This is a genomic window from Rhodopseudomonas sp. RCAM05734, assembly GCF_052658035.1.
Window position 1 is genome coordinate 2,554,058 of sequence record NZ_CP199742.1, and the last position, 21,796, is coordinate 2,575,853.

General features: G+C 64.5%; 16 protein-coding genes, 1 other RNA gene and 1 pseudogene. 7 read left to right on the plus strand and 11 right to left on the minus strand.

Going from position 1 to position 21,796, the window contains the following annotated elements; genetic code table 11:
• The first annotated feature begins 46 nt into the window (after positions 1-46).
• Positions 47-1,534: a hypothetical protein gene (locus ACUXVA_RS12075; protein ID WP_265080098.1), complete on the plus strand. Its 1,488-nt coding sequence runs from the start codon at positions 47-49 to the stop codon at positions 1,532-1,534.
• A 53-nt stretch (positions 1,535-1,587) separates the two neighbouring features.
• Here ACUXVA_RS12075 and ACUXVA_RS12080 read toward each other — a convergent pair whose 3' ends face one another.
• Both ACUXVA_RS12080 and ACUXVA_RS12085 read right to left on the minus strand, forming a co-directional pair.
• Positions 1,588-2,922 (minus strand): ATP-binding protein, encoded by a 1,335-nt coding sequence (locus tag ACUXVA_RS12080; RefSeq protein ID WP_265080097.1) that lies wholly within the window; start codon positions 2,920-2,922, stop codon positions 1,588-1,590.
• Between the two features lie 2 nt (positions 2,923-2,924).
• Complete coding sequence (locus ACUXVA_RS12085) at positions 2,925-3,662, minus strand: response regulator (protein WP_265080096.1); 738 nt, start codon at positions 3,660-3,662, stop codon at positions 2,925-2,927.
• A gap of 166 nt (positions 3,663-3,828) precedes the next feature.
• Here ACUXVA_RS12085 and ACUXVA_RS12090 point away from each other — a divergent pair, with 166 nt between their 5' ends.
• Both ACUXVA_RS12090 and ACUXVA_RS12095 read left to right on the plus strand, forming a co-directional pair.
• On the plus strand, positions 3,829-4,383 hold the full coding sequence (locus tag ACUXVA_RS12090; protein WP_265080095.1) for a hypothetical protein: 555 nt from the start codon (positions 3,829-3,831) through the stop codon (positions 4,381-4,383).
• A gap of 249 nt (positions 4,384-4,632) precedes the next feature.
• A complete protein-coding gene (locus ACUXVA_RS12095; protein WP_445492334.1) occupies positions 4,633-5,181 on the plus strand; it encodes a PRC-barrel domain-containing protein in 549 nt (182 codons plus the stop codon).
• An 89-nt stretch (positions 5,182-5,270) separates the two neighbouring features.
• Here ACUXVA_RS12095 and ACUXVA_RS12100 read toward each other — a convergent pair whose 3' ends face one another.
• A complete protein-coding gene (locus ACUXVA_RS12100; protein ID WP_265080093.1) occupies positions 5,271-6,818 on the minus strand; it encodes a DUF4403 family protein in 1,548 nt (515 codons plus the stop codon).
• Between the two features lie 638 nt (positions 6,819-7,456).
• Here ACUXVA_RS12100 and ACUXVA_RS12105 point away from each other — a divergent pair.
• The gene (locus tag ACUXVA_RS12105; protein ID WP_445492337.1) at positions 7,457-9,556 is read left to right on the plus strand and encodes a methyl-accepting chemotaxis protein; all 2,100 of its coding nucleotides are present in this window, start codon (positions 7,457-7,459) and stop codon (positions 9,554-9,556) included.
• A gap of 6 nt (positions 9,557-9,562) precedes the next feature.
• Here the strand turns inward: ACUXVA_RS12105 and ACUXVA_RS12110 are convergent, their stop codons facing one another.
• From ACUXVA_RS12110 to ACUXVA_RS12130, 5 genes and pseudogenes are all read right to left on the minus strand, one after another.
• Complete coding sequence (locus ACUXVA_RS12110) at positions 9,563-10,258, minus strand: L,D-transpeptidase (protein ID WP_445492339.1); 696 nt, start codon at positions 10,256-10,258, stop codon at positions 9,563-9,565.
• 260 nt (positions 10,259-10,518) lie between these two features.
• Positions 10,519-11,308 (minus strand): annotated as a pseudogene (locus ACUXVA_RS12115) (ABC transporter permease).
• A 67-nt stretch (positions 11,309-11,375) separates the two neighbouring features.
• Positions 11,376-12,170, minus strand: a complete 795-nt coding sequence (locus ACUXVA_RS12120; RefSeq protein WP_265080090.1) for an ABC transporter ATP-binding protein — start codon at positions 12,168-12,170, stop codon at positions 11,376-11,378.
• A gap of 105 nt (positions 12,171-12,275) precedes the next feature.
• A complete protein-coding gene (locus ACUXVA_RS12125; protein ID WP_265080089.1) occupies positions 12,276-13,289 on the minus strand; it encodes an ABC transporter substrate-binding protein in 1,014 nt (337 codons plus the stop codon).
• 192 nt (positions 13,290-13,481) lie between these two features.
• Complete coding sequence (locus ACUXVA_RS12130; RefSeq protein ID WP_265080088.1) at positions 13,482-14,639, minus strand: sensor histidine kinase; 1,158 nt, start codon at positions 14,637-14,639, stop codon at positions 13,482-13,484.
• 663 nt (positions 14,640-15,302) lie between these two features.
• Here ACUXVA_RS12130 and ACUXVA_RS12135 point away from each other — a divergent pair.
• Complete coding sequence (locus ACUXVA_RS12135; RefSeq protein WP_445492342.1) at positions 15,303-16,514, plus strand: extensin-like domain-containing protein; 1,212 nt, start codon at positions 15,303-15,305, stop codon at positions 16,512-16,514.
• Between the two features lie 13 nt (positions 16,515-16,527).
• Here the strand turns inward: ACUXVA_RS12135 and ACUXVA_RS12140 are convergent, their stop codons facing one another.
• Positions 16,528-17,169 (minus strand): TetR/AcrR family transcriptional regulator, encoded by a 642-nt coding sequence (locus tag ACUXVA_RS12140; RefSeq protein ID WP_445492344.1) that lies wholly within the window; start codon positions 17,167-17,169, stop codon positions 16,528-16,530.
• A gap of 175 nt (positions 17,170-17,344) precedes the next feature.
• Between ACUXVA_RS12140 and ACUXVA_RS12145 the strand changes: the two genes are divergently transcribed.
• Together ACUXVA_RS12145 and ACUXVA_RS12150 are read left to right on the plus strand one after the other, a co-directional pair.
• Complete coding sequence (locus tag ACUXVA_RS12145; RefSeq protein ID WP_445492346.1) at positions 17,345-18,595, plus strand: HlyD family secretion protein; 1,251 nt, start codon at positions 17,345-17,347, stop codon at positions 18,593-18,595.
• Between the two features lie 20 nt (positions 18,596-18,615).
• Positions 18,616-20,202, plus strand: a complete 1,587-nt coding sequence (locus ACUXVA_RS12150; protein WP_445492348.1) for a DHA2 family efflux MFS transporter permease subunit — start codon at positions 18,616-18,618, stop codon at positions 20,200-20,202.
• A 3-nt stretch (positions 20,203-20,205) separates the two neighbouring features.
• On the opposite strand, the gene ACUXVA_RS12155 is transcribed toward ACUXVA_RS12150, so the two are convergent.
• On the minus strand, positions 20,206-21,108 hold the full coding sequence (locus ACUXVA_RS12155) for a DMT family transporter (RefSeq protein ID WP_445492350.1): 903 nt from the start codon (positions 21,106-21,108) through the stop codon (positions 20,206-20,208).
• A 92-nt stretch (positions 21,109-21,200) separates the two neighbouring features.
• Positions 21,201-21,645, minus strand: an RNA gene (gene rnpB, locus ACUXVA_RS12160) — RNase P RNA component class A.
• Positions 21,646-21,796 lie beyond the last annotated feature (151 nt).

The window sequence follows — 21,796 nt, forward strand, 5'->3', positions numbered from 1 at the left end:
CCGTGGTTCCATCCGGCGCCATTTCCGGCTCGTGTCAGGTCCGCCGATGACCATTTCCATGACCCATCCCGTCGCGCTTCGCCGCACTGTGCGCGGCGGCCTGGCGCTGTGGGTCGGCGTCGGCCTCTACGGCCTGCTGCTCTATGCCGGCAACCGGCTGCTGCGCGATCCCGATACGCTGTGGCAGATCACCCTCGGCCAGTGGATCGTCGCGCACCGCGCGGTGCCGCAGGTGGACACGTTCTCCTTCACCATGCACGGCCAGCCGTGGATCTCGACCCAGTGGCTGGCGCAGGTGCTCTATGCGCAAGCGTGGTCGATCGCCGGCTGGGCCGGGCCGGTGGTACTGGCCGCGGCCGCGATCGCGCTGACCTTCGCGCTGCTGGCGCGCGAATTGACGCGGCGCCTCAGCGACAGCGCCGCGCTGATCTTCGTCGCGGCGGCGATCACGTTGACGGCGCCGCATCTGCTGGCGCGACCGCACGTGCTGGCCATGCCGGTGATGGTGACCTGGGTCGCCGGATTGATTGCCGCTGCGGACCGCCGCGGCGCGCCGTCCTTCGCGTTGCTGCCGCTGATGGCGCTGTGGGCCAACCTGCATGGCGGCTTTGTCCTCGGCCTTGCGCTGATCGCCCCAATCGCACTCGATGCCGTGTGGAATGCCGAGCGTGGTGCGCGCCGCGGGCTCATGCTGCGCTGGGCGCTGTTCGCCATCGCCGCGGTCGCCGCGAGTTGCATCACGCCCTATGGCTGGGACGCGCTGCTGGCGGCGCGAAAAATCCTCGGCCTGGGCGAGGCCTTGAAACTGATCGGCGAATGGCACGCGGTGGATTTCAGCAGCCTCGGCCTGTTCGAAATCTGCCTGCTGACCATGATCGGCCTCGTGCTGTTGCGCGGCGCCACGCTGCCGCCGTTGCGGGTCGTGATGTTGCTCGGGCTGCTGCACATGGCGCTCGGCGCCGCGCGCAACCAGGAAATCTTCGCGCTGCTGGCGCCGTTGTTGGTCGCGGCGCCGCTGGCCCCGCAGATCGGCGCCGCCAGCGCGGCGGCGGATGACGCGCCGCGGCCGTATGGATTCTACGCCGCATTCGGCGTCTGCCTGCTGGCCGCGACCGTGTTGGCCGCCTCTCTCGATCGCTATTCGCCGGACCCGCGCCAGTCGCCGGTGGCAGCGGTGACCGAGCTGAAGAAGCTGAAACTCGCCCGCGTGTTCAACGATTACGATTTCGGCGGCTATCTGATCGCCCAGGGAGTGCCGACCTTCATCGACGGCCGTACCGAACTGTTCGGCGAGAAATTCTTCATCGACCACAACAATGCCAGCGGGCTGTTGCAGCCGGAGAGCCTGTTCCACCTGCTCAGGGACTACGACATCGAGGCGACCTTGCTGCGGACCCAAAGTGCAGCAACTACGTTGCTCGACCACATGGACGGCTGGCAGAAGATCTACAGCGACGATCTCGCCACCATCCACTTGCGCAAGCCGGGCGCGGTGCACAGCGCCGAGCCGCTGGTACGGCCTGAGAAGAACTGAAGTGAGTGGGTCTCGTCTTACCTTTCCCGCAAGCAGGGAGAGGTAAGAACGTGCTATGCCGCCTTGCTGTGCATCCGCACGGGAAGCACGATGCGGACGATCAGGCCTTGCGGTTGGCAGTCGTGGAGACTCAATTCGCCGCCATGAGCCTGGGAGATGGTGCGCGCGATGGACAGGCCGAGGCCGAAACCGGAGGCCTCGTCCATGTTGCGGGCGTGGTCGCCACGCACGAAGGGTTGCAGCACGGCGCTCTTCAGGGCGTCGGAAATGCCGGGGCCGTCGTCCTCGACGTCGATGGTTGCTGCAGAGTCCGACACGGTCAACCGGATCCTGGTCGTCGTGCCGAACCGCGCGGCATTCTCCACCAGGTTGGTCACGGCGCGGTGCAGGTCGTCCGGCCGGGCCATCGCCATGGCGTGGGGCGGGCCGACATAGGCCACGGCCTGGCCCATGTCGGCGAACTGGTCGGCGACCAGTTGCAGCGTCGAGGCGATATCGGTGAGGGTCATGGCCTCCAACCTGCGGTCGTACTTCAGAACCGAGAGAACGGATTCCAGCATCGATCGCATCTGGTCGAGGTCGCGCAGCATGTTGCGGCGATGGCCATCGTCCTCGATGAATTCCGCGCGAAGCCGGAGCCGGGTGATCGGTGTGCGAAGGTCGTGGCTGATCGCCGCCAGCATCTCCTTGCGGTCGTCGATCAGCGCGGTGATGCGGTCGCGCATGCGATTGAAGGCGCGGGCGACGGCGCGGATTTCCTCGGGGCCGCGCTCCGGCAACGGTTCGGCGCCGCCGTTGATGCTGAATTCCTCGGCGGCTCTGGCGAAGGAAGAAAGAGGTGCTGCGAGCGCGCGCGCCGCCCACAGGCCGAGCAGGGTCAGGCTGACGACGACGAACAGGACGGTGGGAAACAACGGGCTGCCCCAGAACTGGTGCTGATGCCGTTCCGGCTCGCTGCTGACCGACAGTAGCGTGCCGTCCGGAAGCACGATGCCCAGCCGATGGCCCGCCTCGCTGTCGATAACGAACAGCCGGCCGTTGCTGCCGAACATCCGGCGCAGCGTGCGTCGCGGATATTCGGGACTATCGTCGGTTACGATCGCGGTGCCGAGTGGCAGGGTCTTGATGTCGAATTCCGGGAATGTCTCGCGCATCGTGGCCAGGAGCGTTGTGCGCTCGGCTGCGGGGGTGGCGCCGAGCAGCCGCACCAGCGCGACCAATCCGCCATGGCCGCGATCGAACGGCTGATTTTGCTCTGGGCGCGTCATCATGAAGATCACCGTGATCATGATGTGGATCGCCACGATCGACATCACCACCAAAGCGGTGATCTGCCCGCTGATGCGCCTGAGGTTCAGGATGTCGAAAAGCTTCGATCGCGAGATCATCGTCAGTTGATCGGGGTCGTCGTGACTGCTTCCACCGTCGGGGTGAACATGTAGCCACCGGAACGCACCGTCTTGATCAGCAGCGCATCGGCAGGATCGACCTCGATCTTGCGGCGGATACGGCTGACCAGCACGTCGATGCTACGCTCGAACGAGCCCGCGTTGCGGCCCTGGGTCAGGTCGAGCAGGCTGTCGCGCGACAGCACCCGGCCGGGCCGTTCGCAGAAGGCGCGCAGCAGATCGAACTCAGCCGAGGTCATGGCGACCCGTGCACCTGCGGGATCGCGCAACTCGCGCAGCCGGAAGTCGATGATCCAGCCGGCGAAGGTGAGCGGCGTCGCGGTCGGCGTCGCGCTGGCGTTGAGCGCCGAAGCCTGGCGGCGCAGCACAGCGTTGATGCGGGCGAGCAGTTCGCGCGGATTGAACGGCTTCGGCAGGTAGTCGTCGGCGCCCATTTCGAGGCCGAGGATCCTGTCGACGTCCTCGCCGCGCGCGGTCAGCATGATGATCGGCAGTTGCGAGCGGGCACGCACCTTGCGGCACAGGCTGAGCCCGTCCTCGCCGGGCAGCATGACGTCGAGGATCAGGAGGTCGACCCGGCGGTCGGCCATGATCTTTTCCATCTCACGGCCGTCGGCGGCGGTGGTGACGTTGCAGGAATTGGTACGTAGGTACTTTGCGATCAGCGCGCGCGTCTCGCGGTCGTCCTCGACGACAAGGATGTTCGGGGGTGTGCTCATGGCAGTGTTCTGTCCCGATTTCGACGTTGCCGCTCAAAATATTTGTTTCGAAATATTTCCGAAGATGCACTGGCAACAGCATGCAACATTTCAATCCGCGGAAACAACACCTCGTTAAGTTCGTTAACCTTAACGTCGAGGCTCCCACCACGTCACGGAGCTTCCTATGACATCCATCTCCGCCGCCTCGACCAGTAGCAACTATCTTACGCCGCTTCAGAAGCTGCAACAGGAACTACAAACGGAAGTCAATTCGGGCAAGATCTCAACCACCGACCAGAGCGCCTTGTCCTCGGCGCTCACTGACATCGACTCGTCCCTGCAAGCTGACAGGTCAAGCGGCTCCGGCAGCGCCAAGTCCGCCCCTGGCGATTTGAAATCGAAGATCGACGACCTGATCTCCGGCGAAGTATCCAGCGGCAAGTTGACCAGCGATCAGGCCAACGAACTCAAGGATGTGTTCAAGGCCGCCTTCGCCGGCGCGCATGGCCGGGCGGGCGACCAACCTGCGTCGGACGGTAGCTCTTCGACCGATGCGTCCGCCGCCTCATCGACCGATAATACGACCAGTCCCGCGGACCTGCTGAAGCAGTTGCTGGACTCGCTGCAGCAATCGCTGTCTGCCTCGGCGTCCACCTCCTACAGCTCCAGCGGCACCGCGGCGAGCAATGGCAGCACTGCGGCGTCGTTCTCGGCCCTGCTGGTCGACTACAAGAGCTGATATGGGACCACCGCGCCGACACATGCATTCGGTCATTGTCCTTCCCAGAACGGGAACGGATGATGTTGTGTTTTTACGGCGATGGAAGCCTCTGCTGCTGGTGCGTATCCATCACCGCCGCTAATGGGTTGGCAAGTATCAATCGCCCTGCTGAATAATGATGCGGGTTCCATCGCAAAATTGCAGCTTCGACGGGAACAGGGGGCGACACCCCGCGTTTCTTCCTGACAATTTCAACAGGAGGAACATATGTTTTCCAAGTATATGACGGCTGGTCTTCTGGGATCGGCAATGCTGGCCAGCGCTGCTTTCGCGCAGACCGCAACCACGACAACTGCGCCCGCCGCGACTGCGACACCCGCGGCCCCGCTGGCAGCGTCGGATGCGACCTATACCGGCAACTGGCGGGCGTCGAAAGTCGTCGGCCTCAACGTCTACAATTCCGGCAATGAGAGCCTCGGCTCGATCAACGATCTGCTGACGGACAAGCAGGGCAACATCAAGGCCGTCGTCGTCGGCGTCGGTGGCTTCCTGGGCGTGGGCGAGCATCTCGTCGCGGTGCCCTTTGACAAGATCAAGTTCGTCAATGAGCCTGTTGTCACGGCCTCTGCGGCGGGCGGCGGTGCGGCGGGTTCGAGCGGGATGACCGGTGCGCGCCCGTCGAGCACCACGACAACCGGCGCGGCACCCGCCGCGACCACCGCCAGCAAACCGAATCCGTGGTACCCGGACCACGCGGTGCTCGACGCCACCAAGGATCAACTGAAGGCGATGCCTGAGTTCAAGTATTCGAACTAATCGCTGAGCGGTTGAGGAGATCATGAAGGCGCGTCCGGGCAACCGGGCGCGCCCTTTCGTGTGTTGGCATTGACCGAAAGAAACAGACCTTACAAACCCGGTAGCGCCGTCACCGCAACACTGATGACGCCATCGGCTTCGGCAATCACCCGCAGTGTCCTTGAATCGAACGCAATGCCGGCCAGCCGCAGGCTGGTAATCTCGGCGCCGACGCGAATGCCTTCCTGGTTGGTCTGGAAGTCGGCGACCACGGCGGCGATCTTCTTTTGCGCGTTGGAGGCGAACGGCTTGAGATCGACGGTGGCGCGTTCGGCGAGTGCCTGCTGCAGATAGGGCATCGCGGCGCGCGCTGCAGAGCCGAGCAGGCCGAATGCCGCCTCGGATTCCACCGCTAGTTCCACATCGGTCAGGCGCAGCGTCTGCGCAGCCTGGTCCAGCGCGGGCTTGCCCCAGATGTGCACGGTGGCTTCGCCACCGAGGCCGAACCAGCTCTTCTTCTCCTTGGCATTGACCAGCAGCGAGATCAGCAGCCGGTCGCCGGAGGCCGCGACCGTCGCCTTCTTGACGGTAACGTCCACCGAGCCGGAGCCGTCCTCCGGGAAGGTCTTGCCGGCGAACTGTGCTTCAATGACCTTGTTGAGTTCGGTGAACGGCATGTCCACGGGCACGGCGATGTTGAGCTTGCCGGGGCCGGCCGGCACGATGCTCAGCGTCGCGGGGAACGGGCAATCCGGCTTGGTCTGGGTCGAGGTGACGCGGGTCTCGGCCTCGACGCCGAGCGTCAGCGTCACATTGCTGGCATCGACGCGCGGCTGCGCGGCGACGGCGCGGATTGGCTTTAGTTCGAGGAACAGGCCCTGCAAGGCTGCGGCGCCCTGCAGCGGGATCGAGCGGCACATCTTGGCCCATTCGCGCCGCGCATTCTGCTCGAAGGCCGGATCGTTGCGCAGCCGCTGCTGGACCGCGGCCATCTGCTCGTTGACGGCCTTGTCGATCACCGGCTTGACCTGAGCGGGGACGCTGATCCTGGCGCCCGCCATCGAGACGCTGGTGTCGCCGAGGTTGACCTGTGCGGCGAGATTGGGCTCGACGCGCCAGTTGGCGGTGAGCTGCGGCCTCGCGGTCGCCACCACATTGCCGCGGATCTCGGCATTGGCATTGATGTTCTTGATGTTGATGCTGCCGATCTGCTTGGCGACATTGCCGCCGAGCAGGCCGCCCAGCGCATTGCTGAGCTGATCCTTCACATTCGACGACAGCGCGCCGGTGACGGTGAGGTTGCCGTTCAACGGAGTCGACAGCGTCAGCGTATCGGCAGCACCGGTGGCGGCGATCGGCCCGCGCGCCGCAGTCCAGTTGATGTCGGCGTTCTGCAGCAGTTGCGGCACCGGGTTGTCGGCCTTGCCGGCAAAGCTGCGCGGCGCGCCGCGATCGGCGGCGTCGCGGATGGCGGTGAGCGGAATGGTGATCGGCGCGATGATGCTGGAGGTGCGCGGCGCCGCCGGCAGAGGCGGCAGTTGCACCAGCACGGGCGCGGGACCTGCGCTGCGCGGCGACAGGTAGTCCATCGCCTTCAAAGCCACCACGAACGAGATCGCAAGCGCCGCCGCAGCGACCAGAATCGTTTTGATCCGCATCTATCCCCCAAAGCAAGTTGGGGAGCAGTCTATAACCATGGTGCGCTGCACGCCAGTGCAGCCATGTGTCGAATGGTGATGCAGGGGGAATGTGGCGGTGCCGGCTCGCCCGGGATTGGCTATACCCGACGGCGAGGAAGATGAAGGGCATATCTGATGCCGGCATAGGACGTCAGCTCGGTTCGATCGCGTCGCGCCGGCGGTTTATCATTGAAAAGTCGGCAGCTACCCCGTCGCAATTCATCGGAATCTGACGCCGACGGCAAGTTCTCGCGATGGAGGACGTTGCCGGTAGCGAGCCCGTTCAAACGGCAATAGTCGTGCCACGAGCAGGCCGATCATGAGCCTGGTCACCGCGCTGCGTTCCGGACCGCGGCAATCCGCAGCGATGCTATGTCGCCTTGGTGACCGTAACGAACTTTCATTTGAAGGTTTCGTGCCGTCGGGATTTCGTTCGTGGCGATGAGGCATGGGCACCCAATATGATCATCCCGCATTTGCGCTTCCATCACCCAAACCGAACGCGTGTAGCCAACGTGGCCGCCAGGCTAACACTTTCGCAATGCATTAAGACTACCTTGCATCCGCGAGATTTTTGGTCGCCACGTAGTCGACGGGCCTCGCCTGAAGAGGCGCATATGCGGAACGTTCGAAACATTTCCATCAGCACGCTGCTTGGCATGATCATCGGTATCATGGGATTTCTGTTTGTTGCTGCCAATTCTGTATCGTTTATCGGCGCGATCGGAGAAAGTTCAGGCGCCCGGCGGGTTGCAACATCCGCGATCGTCAGCAAGGACCTGTTCCGCGCGCTGATCGGCTTGCGTGTCGAGCGCGGCGCGGAAATCGCGAGTCTGCTCGGCGAAGCCGCGGTCGACGAGAAGACTGTCGCGACGATTGCCGAGCCGCGGGCGAGTTTCGAGGCTGGCTACAATGATGCCCTGCGGGGACTCGCGACGCTCGCCCTGCCGGAGTTGACGCCGGCGATTGAACGCCTGAAGAGCAACCACGATATGCTGGTGGCGATGTGGCCGAAGGTCGACGCAGCGATCCGTCAGCCGAACTCGGCGCGCGACCCGGGCCTTGTCCGGGATTGGCCGAAGCTCACCCAGTCGATGCTAGACAGCATACTGGCCACCAGCGATCCGCTGGACGCATCGCTGAAGCTGGTCGATCCGATCACCGATCAATTTCTCGCGGTCAAACGCGCCGCCTGGGTGGCCCGCCTGAGCCTTGGTATGGGGGCGCTGGCGGTTCAATCGGCCGTTGCCGCCGGCAAGGAAATGAGTCCCGCTGCGGCATTTGCCTGGTATCAGGAGATGGGTCGCGCAAGCGGTGCCTGGGTTTCTGTTACCGAGGCGGCGGCTCGCAAGGATGCACCGCCAGCTTTGGTCAATGCGGTTGCCAAGGCCAGCGTCAATTTTACAGGGAGCTCGCTGGATGCGAGCAAGGCCGCGGTCAGCAGCCTTGCCGCCGGTCAGAAGCCGACGATCAGTCTTGCGGACATGCGCAGGAATGACACGGAAAACAACGGCTACGTGGTCGATGTGATCAATGTCGCGCTGGATCAGATGGTGGCGCGCGCGGACCAGCAGGCCGCGCGGGCCATGTGGACGTTGCTGACCAACGCATTTGTCCTGCTGATCGCGCTCGGGCTGTCGACCGGCGGCTTCCTGATCGTGCGGCGTCGGGTCAGTCAGCGTATCCAGGCGTTGACAGCCACCATCGACCGGCTGGCGCAGCAGGACTTTGCGGCGGAAATTCCGCCGCTGACCAACGGCGACGAAATCGGGCGCATGCAGCAGGCACTGATGGTGTTGCGGGAGAATGGCCGCGTCCATCAGACAGCAGTTGAGGCCCGCGCCGTCGAGCAGGAAGCTATCGCGCAGCGTGCCGAGACGGTCGGCCAGCAATGCCGCGCCTTCGACAGCCAGGTCGGCACCAGCCTCGTCGCCGCCGAGCAGGCCGCAGCGAAGTTGACCGACGCCGCGTCAAGCATGACCGACGCGACCCAGCGCTGCACATCCGAAGCCGGCACGGTGGCCGCCTCCGCCCACGAGGCTTCGACCAGTGCCAGCACGGTGGCCGCCGCAACCGAACAATTGTCGAGTTCGATCGCCGAGATCAGCCGGCAGATGAGTCAGTCGACGGTCATCTCCCACGACGCCATGCGCAAGGCGGAACAGGCCGACGTCACCATCGCCGGACTCGCCACGGCCAGCCAGAAGATAGGCGAGATCGTCACCTTGATCAGCAACATTGCCAGCCAGACCAACCTGCTGGCGCTCAATGCGACGATCGAGGCGGCACGTGCAGGCTCCGCCGGCGCCGGCTTTGCGGTGGTGGCATCCGAGGTGAAGAATCTGGCGACGCAAACCGCGAAGGCGACCGACGACATCACCAGGCAGATCGTCCAGATCCAGGGCATGACCGGCGACGCCGTCGCCGGCGTGCGCTCAATCTCCGCGGTGATCGGCGAGATGGGCGGCATTACCTCGGCCATCGCCGCCGCCGTCGAGCAACAGGGCGCGGCGACGAACGAGATTGCGCGCAACGTCCAGGGAGTCGCAAGCGCCGCCAACCAGATTTCGTCTAGCATCGTCAATCTGGGCGCGGCCGCCGAACGCGCCAGTCTTGTGGCGGACAACGTCGGCGACGCAGCGGATAGCATGGCGGCTCAGGCAGTCGCGCTCAGGAAGGATGTCGCAGGCTTCCTCGGCCACATCCGCGCGGCGTGACCGCGACTAGCTGCGTTTGCCCATCGCATTGTCGGCGCGGCGGTCCATCGGCAGCACGATCACCCTGGTGCCGACGTTGACGCGCGAGTACAGGTCCGCGACGTCCTGGTTGGTGAGGCGAATGCAGCCTGACGATACCTGAGTGCCGATGGTCTCCGGCATGTTGGTGCCGTGGATGCGATAAATGGTGCCGCCGAGATACATGGCGCGGGCGCCGAGCGGATTGCCGGGGCCGCCGGCCATGTGACGCGGCAGATAGGGCTGGCGCGCGATCATTTCCGGCGGCGGGGTCCACGCCGGCCATTCCGCCTTGCGGCTGATGGTCTGCACGCCGGACCAGGTGAAGCCGTCGCGGCCGACGCCGATGCCGTAGCGCATGGCCTGGCCATTGCCTATCACCAGGTAAAGATAGGTGTTGGGCGTATCGATGATGATGGTGCCGGGGGCCTCGCGGGTGGCGTAGCTGACCACCTGGCGCCGGAAGCGCGCCGGCTGCTCGATCGCAGCGCTCTGGTCTTCCACGTCGGGCGCCTGCACCTGCGGTGCCGGCTGCAGCTGGATCGGTGGAGTCATGAAGAAGGGAAACAGCGGCAGCGGCGCGGCGTTGGCGCTGCCGGAAAATGCGAAGGTGCCGATCGCCAGTGCGCCGAGGACAGCGGCAGCGCGGCGGGTGGTCAGGGTAAAGCCTGCGAGCTTGGTCATGATGTATCTCCGTTTGAGCGCCAGGTGAGCGCCGGTTCGGCGCTTCGTTGGGCAGATCACTACAAAGCGGAGGTTTCAGGCGGTTTGCGCGAAGGCGCAAAATGGTTTCGTCGCCGGGAGAACTGTTTCGTTCTCGTGTCGTCGCGCGGCGGTGTCACAGTCGCACCCATGCCTCCAACCCCGCGCGAAGCAAAGTTTCGCTGCGCGGAGAGAGGTTAAGGCAGTGCTTTTCTGCGAATAGCTTCCAATTGAATCCGCGTCTACTCGTTGACCGTCGCGTCCGGACGCCAGGTCAGCAGCCGGTTCTCGATCATGGTCAGGATCCACTCGGCGACCAGCGCCACCACGGCGATCACGATCATCGCGGCGAACACGCCGTTGGAGTCGAACGAGGCCTTGCGCAGTGGCGATCAGCAGCCCCATGCCTTCGCGGGCGCCGAGAAACTCGCCGACGATGGCGCCGACCAGCGCGAAGCCGAACGAGACGTGCAGGCTGGCGAGGATCCATGACAGCGCCGAGGGGATCACCACCGACATGGTCATCTGCCAGTCGGAGGCACCGAGGATCCTGGCATTGGCGATCAGGTTCTTGTCGGCCTCACGGACGCCCTGGAAGGCGTTGGCGAACACCACGAAGAACACCATCACCACCGCCAGCGCGATCTTCGAGGCAGCGCCGAGGCCAAGTGCGACGATGAAGATCGAGCCAAGCACCACACGGGGAATCGAATTGGCGACCTTGATGTAGATCGAGAACACGTCGGACAACAGCTGGTTGCGGCCGAGCGCGATGCCGCAGAAAATGCCCATCACGGCGCCGATCAGGAAACCGGCGCCGGCTTCGTAGATGGTCACCCAGATCTGCTTCCACAGCGGCCCGATCGAGGTGCCGTTCTGGAACCAGTCGATCAGCTTGACGACGATGCCGGAGGGCTGGCCGAAGAAGAACGGATCGATCAGCCCGACGCGGACGCCGAGTTCCCAGCCGCCGACGATGAAGACGAGCACCGCGAGCCGCAGCGCCAGCACCAGCCGGTCGTGGCGGCGCATGCGCTCGATGGCGGTCTCGAGCTTGGGGTCGGCGGGCAGGCGGGTGGTGATGCTGGAATCGGTCATGTCAGTGTCCCGCCCTTGCGCGCAAAACTTCCTCGCGCAGGTCGTCGTTGATCTTGCGTGCGATGGCGATGAAGCGCTCGTCGTAACGCAGGGTGGCGACGTCGCGCGGGCGCGGCAGGTCGATGGTATGCACCGACTTGACCCGCGCCGGCCGCGTGGTCAGCACAGCGACCCTGTCGGCAAGCAGGATTGCCTCGTCGAGGTCGTGGGTGACGAACAGCACCGCGGATTTCGCCTGCGCCCACAGCTGCAGCAGTTCCTCCTGCATCAGTTCACGGGTCTGCACGTCGAGCGCGGAGAACGGCTCGTCCATCAAGAGCACCTGGGGATTGTTGATGAAGGTCTGTGCCAGCGCCACGCGCTTGCGCATGCCGCCGGACAATTGGTGCGGATGATGGCCTTCAAAACCCTTGAGCCCGACGCGGATGATCCAGTCGCGCGCCTCGGCTTCGGCCTTGTCCTTGGCGATGCCGCGGAACAGCGGCCCGGCCATCACATTGTGCAGCACGTCGCGCCACGGAAACACCGCGTCCTGCTGGAACACGAAGCCGACGCGGCGATCGACGCCATCCACCTTCTTGTCGAACAGCGTGACCTCGCCGGCCTGCGGTCTTGCCAGGCCTGCGATCAGACCCAGCGTGGTCGACTTGCCGCAGCCGGTGGGGCCGACGATGGCCATGAATTCGCCGGGCGCGATCGTGAGGTCGAAGTCCTCCAGCGCGGAGAGCAATTCGCCGGACGGCGTCACAAAGCGCCGGGCGACGTGTTTGAGTTCGATGGCGGAGGGGGATGTCATGATCAAACTCAGCTCGTGGATGGCTAATGTTGTGCGATGGCAGTGATGCTCCCTCCCCCCTTGCGGGGGATGGGGAGCAGCGGCCGCGGCGTTCTAACCAATCAATTAATGTGTGGCGTTCGCCTTGATGACGAAATCCGTGGTGTAGGTCTTGGCGAGGTCGATGGTCTTGCCCTGCAGGTTGGGCGAGAAGCTGGTCAGCACCTTCAGGACGGACTCCGGCGCGCCTGCCGGCATCATGCCATCCGGCGAATATTGCGCGCGGCCCTCGCGCAGGCCCTGAATGTAGAGCTCCAGTTCGCCGGCATAATAGTCCTTCGGCATTTGCGCGGCGATCTCTTCCGGCGAATGGCTGTGCATCCACTTCAGCGTCTTGACCATCACATTGACCACCTTCTGCGCGGTCTCCTTGTTGGCTTCCATCCAGGCGCGGTCCATGTACAGGCAGGCCGCCGGATAGTCGCCGCCGAGCGCTGCGCGGGTGGATTCCGGAGTCCGCAGGTCGATGCCGACTTTTGCCGTGCCGTTCTTCACCGCGCGCGCCACCGTCGGTTCGGTGGTCATGCCGGAGACGATCTTGCCCTGCTGCATCGAGGCCAGGAAGGTGTCGCCGGCGCCGACCGGCACCAGCGAATAGTCCTGCGCCTTGAGCCCGGCCTTGGCGGCCAGCGCGCGGGTCAGGAAGTCGGTGGCCGAACCGAGGCCGGTGACGCCCAGCGCCTGGCCCTTCCAGTTGGCGGGGTCCTTGAGCTTGTCGGCGTCGGCAGCCTTCACCAGCACCACCTCGCCGGGGGCGACGGCGAACTGCACCACCGAGGTGATGAACTTGCCTTTGGACTGCAGGTCGATGGTGTGGTCGTAGAAGCCGACCACGCCCTGGACTTCGCGGGCCAGCAGGGCGGTGGCGGCCTGGGAGCCGGAGGTCGAGTTGAACAATTCGACGTCGAGGCCCTGTTCCTTGAAGAAGCCGAGCTGTGCGGCGAGCTTGGCGGGCAGGTAGATCTGCTTGTCGATGCCGCCGACCATGATCTTGATCGGGGTCTGCGCGGCGGCTGGCTGCGCCAGCAGCGCGGCGGCGGACAGAGCGGCGCCGATGGCCGCGGCGATAATCTTGCGCATGGACGTTTCCCTGGTGGCTTCTTCGACGCGCGGCGGCGGCTGCGGCGATCTCCGGCCCCGTCACGTGCGTCAATCTGACGGCATCAGGGCCTTGCGCCACGCGTGCTGTCAATCGGTTATTTGATCGGGCTCCGGCCGCTTTCACGCCATATCCGCGGCAATAGGAAGATGAGTCTCGGCCTGGAGCCGTCGTCAGGCATGCCCGACCGGCACGAATTGGGGGTCATCGATTGTGCGCGGGAAGCGCGCTGTGAAGGTCGTTCCGTCCTTTTCCGAGGAGGTCACCTTGATCGTTCCGCCGTGTGCGGAAACAACCTCCTTGGTAATGTACAGCCCCAGGCCGAGACTATTCGATGAAAGATGGGCATTGGGCCCCGAGGCGCCACGGACCAGAGCATCGAAGATCCCGTGCACCGCGGTTGCCGGGATCGGTATGCCGTCATTATGAACCGAGAGTGTCACTTCGTCCGGCGCGCCGGTAATCCTCACTTTAATGGGAAGGTCGCGGAAGCCATATTGCACCGCGTTGCCGAGCAGGTTTGAAAACAGCTGGCCGATGCGAGGTCTGTCCCATTCGCCTTCCGTGTCACCGGATACGTCAATCACGAAGGTGCGGTCGGGATGGGTTGCGCGCATTTCTTCGATCAGCTGTCGGGCGACAAAAGCCATGTCCATGGGCGCCCTGAAAACCTGCAGCCCGGCTCCGAGGCGCGCACGCGTCAGATCGACAAGCTGATCCAGTATCTCGGTCGCGCGATCGGCACTCACGGAAATCTGGGAGATCAGCATCATCTGCCGCTCGTTCAGCGATCCTATCCGTGCGATCAGTTCGGCCGACATCAGCATGGCGCTGATCGGATTGCGGAGATCGTGGCCGAGGATACCAAGAAACAGATTGCGGGAGCGATCCACTTTCGAAGAGTAATAACTGATGGACTCCGTCAGCTCCTGATCGATGGCTTCGTTAAAACGGGTCAAATCGTTGATGTCGTGCTGTCCGGATCCCGATAGTTGCGCGCTCCATAATTTGACGACACTGGCGCGCAGCGCGCGATACTCCGAAACCATCTGGTCCATGTTGAACCCGCCGGCCTGCCGCAACGCGGCGTGAACCTCGGCCACGCTGTTGATGGGTGGCCGCGGCTTTTTGCCGTGGGATTTCTTCACCTGCTCGGCATCGCTTTGCCAACTGTCGATATCGTCGGCGATGAACTCCAGGATGTACGTGATGTGATTGCGCAGCGACAGCGGGCTGGTTGCGTCGGAGGCCGGAGCCAGCGTTGCCGCGAACGTTTCCCATTCGGCGATGATGGGTGCCGAATTCTCGCGGATGAAGTTGGCCAGACGCATTCGATACCGTCTTTCGTAGGGAGGGAATGGACGCCGGACGGCAAACGTTCTCGCTGCTGAACTCCACGCGGGAAAATTTCTTAAGGCCAAGCTGCGGCAAGCCCACCCTAAAACGCGATGCTATTCGTCCGGCGCGCGGCAGGCTGTATCGTTTGATACATCAGCAGATCTGTCCACAAACGACGACCGGCCGGCAACCGGAATGAGAGCTGCCTCTGCACTGCTCAATAAGGGTTAGTCACAAGAGCAATAGCTGGCGGATGAGCAATCGCAATGGAACTCCCTGCTGCCGGGATCGCCCGGGCGCGGGATGAGTGGACCGCATCGACCCGACAACGTCCTAGAAGATGCCGAGCACGATTGCTCCCACAAAGGCTACCGCAAGATAGGCCGCGGCCACGCTTAGCTGACTGACAAAGGAACCCTCGGAAGTCATGCGATACTCCTTGTTCTTAACGCAGTCCAATTAACGACGGAACTGGGGAACCGTTCCTGGCGAAACAAGGGAGCGTCCCTGACCTTCGCGGACCAGGCGCGCTCGCTTCCTGGCAATCCCGTTCCTCGCTGGACTGTCTAACGACGTGGCGCTGCGGCGGCGTGGTAAATCAAACGTGAATCCTTCGCGTTGAAGAGTCCTTAAAACATTTGGATCACCTTGCGCGTATGACGCGCGGAATTCGTTTGTATCTCGTCGGCTCCGTGGTCCTTGTATCGCTTGCGGGTTGTGGTCGCGGTCTGTTCCAGACCGAGGAGCGCGAACCCTGGCGTGCCGAGGCTGAAGTCGCATGCCTGAAGTCCGGTGCCGTGAAGGAGGGAGCCGATCTCGTTCGGATCAACCCGATTTCAGGGCCGGGAGTCTGCGGCGCAGAATTTCCCCTGAAAGTGGCCGCGCTCGGCGAGAGCAACAGCAGCTTCGGTTTCGCCGATGAAACGCTGCGGCCGCCGGGCTCCGTGGGCGGTGCCGGTCAGCCGCGCTGGCCGCTCCAGCCGCAGCCGATGCCGGCGCGCCCGGCGACGGCCTATCCGAGTTCCACTCCACAGGCTGCAGCACAGCCGCCGTCATACGGTGCTGCGCCATATGGCGCAGCGGCCAATAGCGGCCCGATGTCGCTGAACCCGCCCGGCATGCCCGAGGCGGAGGACGAGGTCGAGATGCCGCCGGCGCCTGCTTCCCAGGCCGCACCGCAGCCGCGCCAGCCTTATGGGCGTTACAGCTCCGGCGTGGTTCAGAGCCCGCCGCCTGATTATGCCCAGCCGCGACTCGGGCCGGGGCCCGGCAATGTCACCGGATCGGTCGGTCCCGTCGCGCTGAAGCCAACCGCGACGCTGGCCTGTCCGATCGTTTCGGCGCTCGACAAGTGGCTGGCGGAAGCCGTGCAGCCTGCGGCGATGCGCTGGTTCGGCGCCCGCGTGGTCGAGATCAAGCAGATCTCGGCCTATTCGTGCCGCGGCATGAACGGCAGTTCGCGTGCGCATATTTCCGAGCATGCGTTCGGCAACGCACTCGACATCGCCGGCTTCACGCTGGCCGACGGCCGCAAGATTTCGGTGAAGGATGGCTGGAAGGGCGTAGCGGAAGAGCAGGGGTTCCTGCGCGACGTACAAGGCGGAGCCTGCCAGATTTTCAACACCGTGCTGGCGCCGGGATCCAACGTCTTTCACTACGATCACATCCACGTCGATCTGATGCGTCGGGCCAAACGTCCGGTGATCTGCCAGCCCGCTGCGATGTCAGGCGAACAGGTGGCGTCGCGCGTGCAAGGCCGCAGCAGCTATTCCAGCCGCGAACCCGCTTCGACGGGATCGCTCGGCCGCTGGTTCACCAAGAAGCCGGTGGCGAAGGGCCACGATGAGGAAGACTACGCCGACGAGTAGCGCGAAAGCCCTGTCAGGCGGGCTTGACCTGATAGGCGGCCAGGAACATGCGCGTCGCACTGTCGACCACAATGGCGATCTGCTCCAGCGACGGCGCCGGCTTGGCCTGGAAAATGAACGGCAGGAACAGCGACGCCTGGCAGCACATCATGAACTGCGATGCGGCCAGTTCCAGGTCCGGAATGGCGATGTCGCCGGCTGTCACGCGCGCCTCGAGATAAGTCGCCAGCCGGTTGACCGTCAGCATCACCACGTTGTTGTAGAAGCGCTGGCCGACTTCGGGCATGCGTTCGGCGATGGCCATCACCGTGCGCGTGGAGGATCCGCCGCCAGGCCGGCACAGCGGCTGGATATAGGCGGTGCCGAAGTTCTTCAGCGTGGTCTCGACGTCGCGCGTCAGATCGAAATTGAACGCCGCTCGGCCTTGCTCGATCACCTCTTCGGCGACGATCGCCTCGAACAACCCGTTCTTGTCGGCGAAGTAGACATAGAGCGTGCCCTTCGACACGCCCGCCGCCCGCGCGATCTCGCCCATGCTGGCGCCGTCGAAGCCGAGATTCATGAACACGGCGCGGGCGCCGTCGAGAATTTGTCGACGCTTGGCGCTGTCTTCGTCGCCAACAAGGGAAAGCGTCGCGGAATGGGAGGCAACCATAAATTTAGCCTGTTCGGTGAAACACCCAAAGATGAAACGGTTCGGCGATGCGTAACCGGCTATTGTGTTGCACAATGTACCTTGACCGAACCGTTCGGTCAATGTTATTGATCGCCAAGATGGATGAATGCCCGCCTGTTTGGGTATTCGCCTCAGTACATTTCAGGAGGCCTTGATGGCCGGACCGCGCGACCAAGCCGCCCGCATCCATCGTTCCGAGCCGGATATCGCCGATGGCACGGCAGTGAGGAAGGTTACCCCCGCTGCGGATGCCTCCGACCCCGCAGTGGCGGACACGGTTGCCCGCGGTCCCGCCGACACGCCTGGCCCCGCCAAGCCGGCATCTCCTACATCCGCTGCACCGGCCGCCGCGCCGAAATCCGGCAAGAAGAAGGTCGTCCTGCTCGGGATCGGCGCCGTGCTGGCGCTGGCCGCTGCGGCCTATGGCGTGAACTATTATCTGGTCGGCCGTTTCATGGTCTCCACCGACGATGCCTATGTCCGCGCCAACAATACGACGCTGGGCGCACGCGTCTCCGGCCATATCGCGGCGATCCTGCCCGGGGACAACGCGTCGGTGAAGGCCGGCGATGTGCTGTTCAGGATCGATGACGGCGACTATCGCATCGCCGTCGATGCCGCGCGCCGCAAGATCGCCACCCAGCAGGCCACCATCGCCCGTATCGGGCGTCAGGTCACCGCGATGCAGAGCGCGGTGGAGCAGGCCAGCGCACAGCAGGCATCGGCGGATGCCATGTCAAAGCGCGCCGCGCTTGATTTCGATCGGCAGGATGCACTGAGCACCAAGGGATTTGCCTCGCGCGCGATCTTCGAGACCTCGCAGGCGACGCGCGACCAGACCGCAGCCGCCGTGCTGTCGGCGAAGGCAGCGGTGGACGCCGCGCGCGACAACGTCGAAGTGACCAAGGCGCAGCAGAACGAGGCGCGCGCCCAGCTCGCCGAATTGCAGAGCGCACTCGACAAGGCGGAGCGCGATCTGTCCTTCACCGAAGTCAAGGCGCCGGTCGACGGCATCTTTTCGAACCGTCTCGTCAATACCGGCGACTTCATCTCGGCCGGGCAGCGGCTCGCCAATGTTGTGCCGCTCGATGCGGTCTATATCGATGCCAACTTCAAGGAGACCCGGCTGCGCCGCCTGAAGCCGGGCCAGCCGGTGCGCATCGAGCTCGACGCCGATTCCAGCCGCGACATCGAAGGCGTGGTGGACAGCCTGGCGCCGGCAGCCGGCGCCGTGTTCACGCTGCTGCCGCCCGACAACGCCACCGGCAACTTCACCAAGATCGTGCAGCGCGTGCCGGTCCGCATCAAGGTCCCCGCTGCCATAGCCAAGGAGAACCTGCTGCGCGCCGGCATGTCGGTCTACGTCCGCGTCAACACCAAACCGGACGCCGAGCCGGCGCATTGATCCACAGTCAGGACTGACCGATGTCCGACACCACAGCGACGCCGGGGGCTATCCCGGCAAGTGCGGCGCCGTCCGAAACGATCGCGCCGAAGCGCCTGATCGCGTTCCTGATCATGGTGTTCGGCATGTTCATGTCGATCCTCGACATTCAGATCGTCTCGGCGTCGCTGTCCGAGATCCAGGCCGGCCTCTCGGCCTCGTCGAGCGAAGTTTCCTGGGTGCAGACCGCCTATCTGATCGCCGAAGTGATCGCGATCCCGCTGTCCGGCTTTCTGTCCCGCGCGCTCGGCACCCGCATGCTGTTCGCCATCTCGGCGGCAGGCTTCACGCTCGCCAGTCTGATGTGCGGCTTCACGTCGTCGATCGAGCAGATGATCCTGTGGCGCGCCATCCAGGGTTTTCTCGGCGCCGGCATGATCCCGACCGTGTTCGCCTCGGCCTACACCGTGTTTCCGCGCTCCAAATTCCACATCGTCGCACCGATTATCGGTCTGGTCGCGACGCTGGCGCCGACTGTGGGACCGACCGTCGGCGGCTACATCACCGACCTGATGTCATGGCACTGGCTGTTCTTCGTCAACGTGGTGCCCGGCATCGGCATCACCATCGGCGTGCTGGCGCTGGTCGACTTCGACGAGCCGCATCTCGAACTGCTCGATCATTTCGACTGGTGGGGCCTCGGCTTCATGGCCGGTTTCCTGGGCACGCTCGAATACGTGCTGGAAGAGGGACCGCGCAACGACTGGTTCGGCGACACCTCGATCCTGATCTGCGCTATCCTGTGCGTGTTCACCGGCGTGGCGTTCTTCTGGCGCGTGCTCACCGCGCATGAGCCGATCGTCGACATCCGCGCCTTTACCAACCGCAATTTCGCGCTCGGTTCGATGTTCTCGTTCTGCGTCGGCATCGGCCTGTACGGCCTGACCTATCTCTATCCGCGCTACCTCGCCGAAGTGCGCGGCTACAGCGCGCTGATGATCGGCGAGACCATGTTCGTATCCGGCGTCGCGATGTTCTGCAGCGCGCCGATCGTCGGACGGCTGATGCAGAAGGTCGATCTGCGCTATCTGATCGTGACCGGACTGCTGCTGTTCGCCACCGGCACCTGGCAGATGACCTGGATTACCCGCGACTTCGACTTCTACGACCTGCTGGTGCCGCAGATCCTGCGCGGCGTCGGCATGATGATGGCGATGGTTCCGGTCAACAATATCGCGCTGGGCACGCTGGCGCCGGAGCGGCTGAAGAACGCCTCGGGCCTGTTCAACCTGACGCGCAATCTCGGCGGCGCGCTCGGTCTCGCGCTGATCAACACCGCGCTGGACTATCGCACCGATTTTCACATTTCGCGGCTGCACGACAAGGTCACCTGGGGCAACGCCATGGCGGTGGAGACCCTGAACAAGTTCACCCAATCGTTCCAGGGCAAGGGCGACGCGGCGCTGATGGCGCTCAAGCAGCTCAACCAGATCGCCCATCGCCAGGCGGTGGTGATGAGTTTTGCCGACTCGTTCTACCTGCTGACGCTGTTCTATGTGGCGCTCAGCACCATGGTGTTGCTGCTCAACAAGCCGGCCAACGCCGGCGCGGGCGGCGGCGGGCATTAGCTTTCAGACCGGGGCGACCGGCGCCGGTCGCGTCCGGCTGCGCGCACTGATCGCTACGACGCCGACCACGGCGGCGGCGAACAACACCACCTGCGGCGTGATCGCCTCGTCATTGAAGGCAGCGGCAAAGGCGAAGGTGACGAAGGGCTGCAACAGTTGCACCTGAGATACCCGGGCGATGCCGCCCAGCGCCATGCCCGCGTTCCAGGCGAAGAACCCGACCCATTGCGAGAACACGGCGACGTAGAGGAGCGCCAGCCAGGGCTCCAGCGGGATGGCCGCGAGGTTGGCCGGCAGTGTCAGCGCCGCGGCCGGCAGCGAGATCGGAAGCGCCATCACCAGCACCCAGCTGATCACTTCCCAGCCGGGCATTTGCGCGGTCAGCCGACCGGAAAATCCATAGCCGACCGCGGATGCCGCCACCGCGCCGAACAGCAGCAGGTCGCCGGCCGACAGCGCACCGCCGCCCTGGCGCAGCGCGAAGGCGATGACGATGGCCGCGCCAACGAGGGAGGCGATCCAGAATAGTGGTTTCGGGCGCTCGTGGGTGATGGCGACGGCGACGCAGGCCGTGGCCAAGGGCAGGATGCCCAGCACCACGCTGCCATGCGAGGCGCCGACGCTCTGCAAGGCCACCGCCATCAAAAACGGAAACGCCACGGCGATGCACAGCATCGCGATCGCCAGTTGCGGCCACAGCCGGCGTGCAGGCAACGGCCGGCGCAGAATCAGCAGCAGCGTCAGCGCGCACATGCCGGCAATGGCCGTGCGCAACGCGGTGAGGGCGAAGGGGGCGATGGCCGCAACGGCAATCCGTGTCGCCGGCAGCGTGCCGCCGAAGATGACGACGCCGACAAAGCCGAGCAGGAGGCCGAGTTGTCCGCGGGACAGGGCGGGGAGGGACATGCGCGAGGACTAGCGGGTTTGGCCAGGCGCGCCAAGGCGCAAAACTGGCGAGGGGCCCGGCGTGTTGCGCAGGGCCCCTCGTTCACAGAAGAAGTATCAGCCGGCCTGTAAGCCGGGTTTTGTAGGGCACCGCCCGGTTGCCCGGACGATACGTGACGGCCATTCCTCTGGGACCACATTTGCATGTGGCCTCAAGCAACCTACCCGGACGGCGAGCCTGACATCGCCCTGCAGTGTTATCGCCCGAGGCTTTCGCCTGAGGTGAGCGAACTGACTGCGTTGCCGTCCCTATTCGGTTTTGCTCCCGGTGTGGTTTGCCATGCCGTTTCCGTTGCCGGAAACGCGGTGCGCTCTTACCGCACCTTTTCACCCTTACCCCGCTTCGCCTTGCGGCTTCGCGGGGCGGTTCGTTCTCTGTGGCACTGTCCCTGGGGTCGCCCCCGCCGGTCGTTATCCGGCACCGTATGTCGATGGAGCCCGGACTTTCCTCCCCCGCAACCTTTCGGCCATAGCGGGAGCGGCCGTCCGGCCGACTGACGGGGAAGGCATGGGGGTTGCGGAGCGCGGCGTCAAGCCGGCATGGGCGCGGCGCGGCGCGAAATAAATGATCCTGATCCTGTCGTGCCGCGGCTGGTCCGTTCGGCGGCAGCGCCGGCAGATGGCGCCGGCGGGCGCTGGCCGCCACATT